Annotated in this window: 6 protein-coding genes; all 6 read right to left on the bottom strand. The window is 49.6% G+C overall.

The window, feature by feature from the left end:
* Nucleotides 1-40 precede the first annotated feature (40 nt).
* The 6 genes from KSW37_RS09080 to KSW37_RS09055 all read right to left on the bottom strand — a co-directional run bounded on the left by KSW37_RS09080 (nt 41) and on the right by KSW37_RS09055 (nt 7,278).
* Nucleotides 41-1,405, bottom strand: a complete 1,365-nt coding sequence (locus KSW37_RS09080; RefSeq protein ID WP_254368608.1) for an MATE family efflux transporter — start codon at nt 1,403-1,405, stop codon at nt 41-43.
* Nucleotides 1,406-1,464: 59 nt separating this feature from the next.
* Nucleotides 1,465-1,866 (bottom strand): hypothetical protein, encoded by a 402-nt coding sequence (locus KSW37_RS09075; protein WP_217314223.1) that lies wholly within the window; start codon nt 1,864-1,866, stop codon nt 1,465-1,467.
* Between the two features lie 15 nt (nt 1,867-1,881).
* Nucleotides 1,882-3,948: an AAA domain-containing protein gene (locus tag KSW37_RS09070; RefSeq protein WP_217314222.1), complete on the bottom strand. Its 2,067-nt coding sequence runs from the start codon at nt 3,946-3,948 to the stop codon at nt 1,882-1,884.
* Nucleotides 3,949-4,021: 73 nt separating this feature from the next.
* Nucleotides 4,022-4,990 carry a serine/threonine protein kinase gene (locus tag KSW37_RS09065; protein WP_217314221.1) on the bottom strand — a complete coding sequence of 323 codons (969 nt, stop codon included), beginning with the start codon at nt 4,988-4,990 and terminating at the stop codon, nt 4,022-4,024.
* Nucleotides 4,991-5,026: 36 nt separating this feature from the next.
* The gene (locus KSW37_RS09060; protein WP_217314220.1) at nt 5,027-5,596 is read right to left on the bottom strand and encodes a hypothetical protein; all 570 of its coding nucleotides are present in this window, start codon (nt 5,594-5,596) and stop codon (nt 5,027-5,029) included.
* 35 nt (nt 5,597-5,631) lie between these two features.
* The gene (locus tag KSW37_RS09055; protein WP_217314219.1) at nt 5,632-7,278 is read right to left on the bottom strand and encodes a leucine-rich repeat protein; all 1,647 of its coding nucleotides are present in this window, start codon (nt 7,276-7,278) and stop codon (nt 5,632-5,634) included.
* Between the last annotated feature and the right edge of the window lies 1 nt (nt 7,279).

Genomic DNA, 7,279 nt, shown 5'->3' with positions numbered 1-7,279 from the left:
AATATTTTTTAATGCAAATTTTTAAAACGTCAAAAATACCCTATCGGACTTGCTCCTTCTTCAGATGCTTATAAAGCCACAGGAAGGCGGGGATGAGGAAGAGATCTGCCATGACCCACGCCACAGGGTCGCCGAAGCAGACTCCCGTCCACGCCAGGGCTGGCACCAGCCAGAGACTCACGCCACATCTCGCTATCATTTCCATTACGCCACTCAGCATCGAGAGATTGCTGTAACCCAAGCCCTGGATGCTGTAGCGCAGGATGGTGAGCAAGCCCAGACAAGGATAGAAATAGTTGGCTATGCGCATAAACTGGGCAGCATAAGTTACCACTTCTGCCTCGCCCTTATCCACGAAGAGCATCATCATCTCGTCGGCAAACGGATAGATGAGCAGGAAGGTGAAGACGAAATAAACCAGCATCATCCTGATGGACGCCCTTACGCCCTGACCGATTCTATCCAGCTTCCTGGCTCCCAGGTTCTGACCGCAATAGGTAGCCATCGCCACTCCGATGTTCTCGAATACGCAGGTAAAGAGATATTTGATGCGCATAGAGGCAGTAAATGCAGCCACATAAACCGTTCCCAGAGCGTTGTTGGCACTCTGGAGCATGATGAGGCCGATAGCGGTAATAGAGAACTGCAGACCCATCGGAACGCCGTTGTTCAGCAGAATGCTTATCTTTTTATTATCAAATTTCCTTTCTTCTCCCTTCGGAATCAGAATCTGCATCTTCTTCTTGATAAACCAGATACAGAGCAGCACGGAAATTCCCTGCGAGAGCCAAGTGGCAATACCTGCTCCCTCTACGCCCAGTCCCATGCCGAGAATCAGAATGCCATCGAGAATGATGTTGATGACCGAGGCGGTAATGAGGAAATAGAAAGGCTGTTTCGAGTTGCCCAGGGCGCGAATCTGACCGGAGAGCAGATTGTAGGCGATAGTGAAAGGAATCGCCGCAAACTGCAGCATCAGGAAGATGTAGGCATCATCGAACACCTCCTTCGGCGTATTCACCAGATGCAGAATCTTTCCGCAGAAGATGCAGGAAAGGAAGGTGATGACCACGGCAAACACCACGGCGATGCGGATGCTGTTGCTCACGTAAGCCCGCATCTTGGCATAATCCCTGGCGCCGAAAGCCTGGGCGACAGGGATGGCGAAACCGGCACAGGAGCCGTTGCAGAAGCCCATGATGAGGAACATGATGGAGCTGGATGCGCCTACTGCCGCAAGAGCTCCCACGCCAATCCATCTTCCCACGATGGCGGCATCGATGATGAGATACATCTGCTGAAGGATGTAACCCAAGATAAGTGGAATCGCAAATTTGATGATGGCTCGCAAGGGCGAGCCTACAGTCATGTCGTTTGTTGACTTTGAACTTTGAGTTTTGACCATTGAACTTTATGATTAGTTTTTGTTATCCTAAAATATAAAAAAGGAGGAGGATGCACTCTTTATTTGAGTGCATCTCCCACTTTCTGTTTGATTTGTGCCATTTTGTTGCGGCGCTCAATGGAAAACGTATCTCCGTGTGCTTCCACATAATCGAAGAGCATGAACGCCTTGTTCAGGAGTTCATCTCTTGTAGGTTGTCCCACGGTATCCGCCTCGTGATAGTAGAGTTCGGCAAGCATGTCCATCTTGGAGAGTCGTTTCTCCTCGTCGGCAATTCCTGCCATTGCCTTCATCACGTCTTCGATGGTGGCGATGCTGTAGAAGGCATAAGGACCCACGTATTGATTGTAGAGCTCCCTGATCTTCTCACGTCTCACCTCCACCTCTTTCTTTTCGAGCATTCTTTCGAGTGCCGCCATAAACTCGCGAATCAGTCGCTGTATGTAGTCTCGTTGTAGCATAAAATAGTCTTTGTTTTATTCGTTGTTGTTGATAGCCTCCACATACTCCCACAGTTTCTTGTAGAAAGGATGCTTCGTCATCGTGTCCTTGTTGCCCAGGATGATGAGCTTCATTCGGGCTCTCGTCATCGCCACGTTCATGCGGCGAAGGTCTTTCAGAAAACCAATCTGGCCCTCATCGTTGGAGCGTACCAGGGAGATGAGGATCACGTCTCTTTCCTGCCCCTGGAAACCATCTACTGTATTCACGCTTATCAGGCGGCGGTAAGGCTTGAAGAACTCATACTTCTTGATGAGTTTCTTGAGATATTGTACCTGGGCACGGTAAGGCGAAATGATGCCTACATCGATTCTTTCCTCCAAAACGCGCCGTTTGCTTATCTTGGTGAAGTATTCCGCCAGGGTAAGCAGGGTAAGCTCGGCTTCTGCCTTGTTGATACGCCCGAAACTCTCGCCCACAAACTGCTCCTTGAAGTTCAAATCAGAATTCTGATTGGCTGCAGATTCAGAAGATGATGTGGAAGCAGAATCTTCTGGAGCATCTCCTCCTTCTATGGTTATCTGATTCTCCTCGTTCGAAGTATCAATCCACGTTATCGGATGGTCGTAATCCAATACGCTTCGGTATTTAATCTGAGGCGCACTCTCCACCTTGCCCCCGTAGAACCAGTCGCTGGAGAATCGCATGATTTCGTCGTTCATGCGGTATTGGATTTTCAGCAGGGTTACTACTTCCGGCTTGTTTTCGGCGATGCGCTCCATCAGGGTCTTGCCCAGTCCGGCTCTTAATGCCGCAATACTCTTTACGGTAGGCGGCAGCTGACAATGGTCGCCTGCCAGAATCACCCGGCTGGCTCTTCTCATCGGAATCCAGCAGGCTGCTTCCAAAGCCTGGGCAGCCTCGTCGATAAAGAGGGTTCCAAACTTCATGCCTTCCAGCAGATGGTGGGCTGAGCCTACCAGGGTACAGGCGATGACACGCGCCTCGCCAAAGAGTTCTGCGTTGATGCGGAGTTCTATTTCGGCAGCACGGCTCTTCAGCCTATCCATCTTCTGATGATAGTTTTCGCTACCCTTCTTCCTGTTCTTTCTTAATTCTCTGATTGCCTTGCGAATCGCCCAAAGCTGAGGATAATCTGCATGGCTCTCAAAGCGGCGCTCGTAGGTGAAGCCCAGCATCTTGTCGTTTACGCGGGTTGGGTTTCCTATACGTAGCACGTTGATGCCTCTGTCCACCAGTTTTTCTGATATCCAGTCTACCGCCATGTTGCTCTGTGCACACACCAGAACCTGACTCTCACGCATCAGGGTTTCGTTGATGGCTTCTACCAGGGTTGTAGTCTTTCCGGTTCCCGGAGGTCCGTGAACGATGGCAACATCCTTCGCCCAAAGCACCTCGTTTACAGCCCTTTCCTGGGTAGGATTGAGCCAAGGGAACTTCATCGGTTCGAAGGAGAATCTTCCTGCCTTCTGATGGGAATAGAATAAATCGCGGAGATAAGCCAGACGGTTGTTCTTTGCCTTCATCACGCGGTCCAAGGCCTCGAACATCAGTTTGTAGCTTGTTTCATCAAAGGATAACTGTACGCCGATAGGGTCGGTTGACTGCTGAAGTTCGAGCAGAGGGGCAGAATCGGGTACGGTAATCACCATTCTGTCGCCATCCACATAACTCACGGTTCCGGTAAAGGAGAAATATTTTATACTTTGAACTTTGAGATTTGAACTTTGAACTTTATGATTAGCGTCTGAAGGGTTTTCTGACTGCTGGAGGGCTGTGTTGCCCTGGTTCTCATTCTTGCCCATCTTCTTGACCATAAAGAACATGACGGGGCGACCGAACTCAAAATTGTGCTCGATATCCTGGTCAGAGGTTCGGAAAACCTCTATGGCTGTCTGGTTCAGCGAATTATAAAAGCTCTTTCCCACCTGTAGCGGGAACCAGGCATCACCTCGTTTCACCTTCCGCTGCATTCCCATCTGTTCGGTAAGTTTGCGGAAGGCTTCTTTCTCGGTATAATACTCCAACTGGAGTAATGTGCGTTGCTGCAATAATGCCTGAATTGGTGAAATCTGTTCCATATAGGGTGCAAAAGTAGCGTATTTCTGCCGAATATGGAAAGAAAAAGAGATAAATATGTTTAAAGTTCCTGCTTTATTTATCCCAAAGCTGATAGTCGATTACCTTATTGTCGTTAGACTGAATGCTGTCGCTTGCCGAAGATGCAGGCTCTTGGGCATTCTTCTCCAGATGATAATAGCTCCCGGCCAGGGCTGCCAGCAGGGCGATGATGAGAGCACAGAGCAGGAACAAGGCGTGGCGGTAACGGGGCGTACAGGACAGGCGTTGGCGCAGTTGGGCGATGTTTTGCGGACGGCTTTGCGGGTCGCGGCAGCTACAGATTTCAGCCATCTTGCTGAGTGCCTTATCGCCCGTAGCCTTGGCCATTTCACCCAGAACCATGCCCAGAGAATAAATGTCGGCACGCGGTTCAGCCTTGGCGCCTGGCAACATCTGTTCGGGAGCAATATAGCCCGAAGTACCGGCTGGCGATTTCAATACGCAGAAAGAATCGCTATCCGAGAGACCGAAATCGATAAGTTTCACGTTCTGCCCGTTATGGGTAATCATGATGTTAGAAGGCTTCAGGTCGCGATGAATCATCTGTTTATTGTGCATATATTCCAACGCATCCATCAGCTGTGCTGCAATCTTGCGGGCGAGTTCTGCCGAGAGGGCATTCTTCTTGATGAACTGTTCCAGATTGTCGCCGTCAATATATTCCATCACCACTACCGTGCCCAAGTTGTCAACCTTTTCCAGGTCGATGGTACGGCAGATATTGGGATGTTCCAGCTGCTGGCCTATCTCAAACTCCTTGGCGAGTGCCTGTCGGTAAACAGGGGTGTAGAGAAAATCGTTCTTGAGACATTTCAGCATGAAACGCTTGCCGTATTTGGTGGCTGTAAAGATGCGCGTATGACCCGAAATAGACACGTAACATTGGTGGAGATTGCTGAATGCATCCTCCACAGGCAAAGGGTTTGAATCGCTCATCTCCTTGCTGATATCTTCGGTAAATCCCGATGTTGTTTTCTTCTTCTTTTCTTCTGTTTCCTTCATGCTCACGGTTTCCTCTTTTTCTTGATTTCTATTGTTTTATTTCTTGTTGATGCTGATGACGGTAAGTCCGCCGTTTCTGCCGGCTACGAACGAGGCTGTACGTTCGCCGCCGCGCTCGATGTAAGGCAGAAAGAGGGGCTGCTCCTTGATGAAACAACCTGTTACGAAGCGGTCGCCTGGCAGCAGCTTACTGTTCTCTGATTTCTCTATTTCATAGGTACTGTCTCCCAGATAGCGGAGCAGCAGCAGACGGTTGGGACTCCATCCGATAGAAACGAGGGAACCTTCACGCAAATCGCTGCTTACCAGCTGGTTTGCCTTGAAGAAAGAACTGTTGTACTTGGTGCTGGTCTTGAGCCAATGGGTAAATTCCATGTAGCTCTTATGTCCGATGTATTGGGAAAGCACATCGAGGGTTACCATGCGCGGCTTATGATTGTCGCTCACGTATCCATAGAGTCGTTTGAGGGTGGATGGAGAAACAGTTCCACATGTTTTCTTCTCCAGATAGAGTGAAAACTCTTCGAAGTCGGTTGTCGTGGCAAGAATCTTGCCGTATTTCTGTTCTACGAGCGATTTGAGCTCTTCTATTTCGGGTGTTGTCATAATTTATTCTTTAACAGTATGAATGTTCGACAATTTTATTCTTCAACGATATGGGTGAATTTGCCCCATATCTTATGGTTCTGATACCCCTTTTTCATGCCTGCAGGAACGTGGACCACGCAGGTGGTGAAGAAGTTGGCTACCTTGTTGGAGAAGGCGTTTTCTTCGCAGTAAGGTATTGTGGAAGCTGAAACATAGAGGTCGGTAAGCGGACTTTCATCGAAAGCGTAGTTGCTGATATGTTCGGTTTTCGCTCCCAGATATACTTTCGTGAGCTTCCTGCAGCCTTGGAAAACGCCCGTAGGAATCAGCTTGATGCCAGCCCCGAGATGTATTTCCTTTACCTGGCTGTCCATGAAGGCACCTTGTCCTAATGTTTCTACGTTGTCTGACAGATAAAACGTCTCGATGCTGCATTCTCTGAAGGCGTAGGCGCCGATGGAAGTAAAGGCGGTGGGAAGAGTGTATTTACCCTTCTTGCCCATCGGGAACCAGACGATTCTGTTGCCTTCTGCATTCAGCAGCACGCCGTCCTGACTCTGGTAATGAGCGTTGGCTGGCGAAACCGTAATGGCTTCGAGCGCCGTGCATCCGCTGGAAGGGAGAATGCTGCCTGCTGAGGCTGGAATCTCTATCTCGCGGAGCGAAGTACAATCGGCAAATGCATCTTTCTCTATGGTGGTTGCATCGGCAGGAAGAACTAAGTGGGTGAGCTTCTCGCAACCGGCAAATGTGCCTTGCACAATCTGGTTTTCTGCAGCTTCGTGATGATAAGGACCTACCATTCCGCCTGCTGCGAGGTGAACGTCGGCAAGGTCTATATCCGAGAGTTTGCCTGGGGTGGATGCATTATTATTGTCGCGCCCCATCATCAATCTCAGACAACTTAGGTCTTCGCCGTTCAGGGTTCCGGCTATGGTCAGCTGGGTATATTCGTAAAGATGATTGCCCATCAGCTGGGGCAGTTCGCCTGTTTCGTTTAGCGTAATGGCGTCGCTCGTATCATATTTGATGGCGGTTCCGAGGGTTTCTCCTACCGTATTGCGGGCGAAAGGCAGGAACTCGTAGTGGGCATTCCGCTCCAGATTTCCGATACGCAACTTGATTTTACCCTCCTTTCCGTCAAAGTTTTCTGCGATGCATTTTTGCTTGTTCTCCGGCTCGCTGGTCAGATAAACGTAGCATCCGGTTTCGGTCATCGGTTCGCCGCCATCATCGGTTATTTCGTAACTTACGAAAGCACTCATCGGTCCGTGACTCAAGAGTGTTGCCGACGTAAGTTTCGGACTCATATTGGGCAGGGTGGTGAAACTCATCATGTTGCTGGTTGTGGTTGTTCGGCCGTTGTTGCCCTGTAGCATATAATAATAGGTAGTGCCCGCTTTGAGCCCCGTCAGAACCAGCGAGACGTCAGTTCCCTGGGCATGAACCTCGCTGGTATTGAGGTTCATGCTCTCCGAAGTGCCGTATCTGAACAGAAGTTTCGGCATTTCTGTTTCTCCCTCTATGGTGGCTAATCCGTTGAGGGTAGCCTCTGTCCGGGTGATGTGGGTCGCCTCTGTGGTTATCAGGTGCGGCTCCAGATAGGCAGGCTTATCGCTATTGCTGCATCCTGCCATCATCATGCTTCCTATCAGGAGGGCAAGAAATCTGATGCTGCGTAATATGCTTTTTATGTTCATT

This window comes from Segatella copri (assembly GCF_019127135.1).
Taxonomy (GTDB): domain Bacteria; phylum Bacteroidota; class Bacteroidia; order Bacteroidales; family Bacteroidaceae; genus Prevotella.
Note: the sequence above shows the minus strand (reverse complement) of the source record. Positions and strands in the feature narration are given on the sequence as shown.

Bases quoted from the DNA above. Each gene is read 5' to 3' on its own strand.
- KSW37_RS09055 (WP_217314219.1), bottom strand. From the start codon at position 7,278: ATGAACATAAAAAGCATATTACGCAGCATCAGATTTCTTGCCCTCCTG.
- KSW37_RS09060 (WP_217314220.1), bottom strand. From the start codon at position 5,596: ATGACAACACCCGAAATAGAAGAGCTCAAATCGCTCGTAGAACAGAAA.
- KSW37_RS09080 (WP_254368608.1), bottom strand. From the start codon at position 1,405: ATGGTCAAAACTCAAAGTTCAAAGTCAACAAACGACATGACTGTAGGC.
- KSW37_RS09075 (WP_217314223.1), bottom strand. From the start codon at position 1,866: ATGCTACAACGAGACTACATACAGCGACTGATTCGCGAGTTTATGGCG.
- KSW37_RS09065 (WP_217314221.1), bottom strand. From the start codon at position 4,990: ATGAAGGAAACAGAAGAAAAGAAGAAGAAAACAACATCGGGATTTACC.
- KSW37_RS09070 (WP_217314222.1), bottom strand. From the start codon at position 3,948: ATGGAACAGATTTCACCAATTCAGGCATTATTGCAGCAACGCACATTA.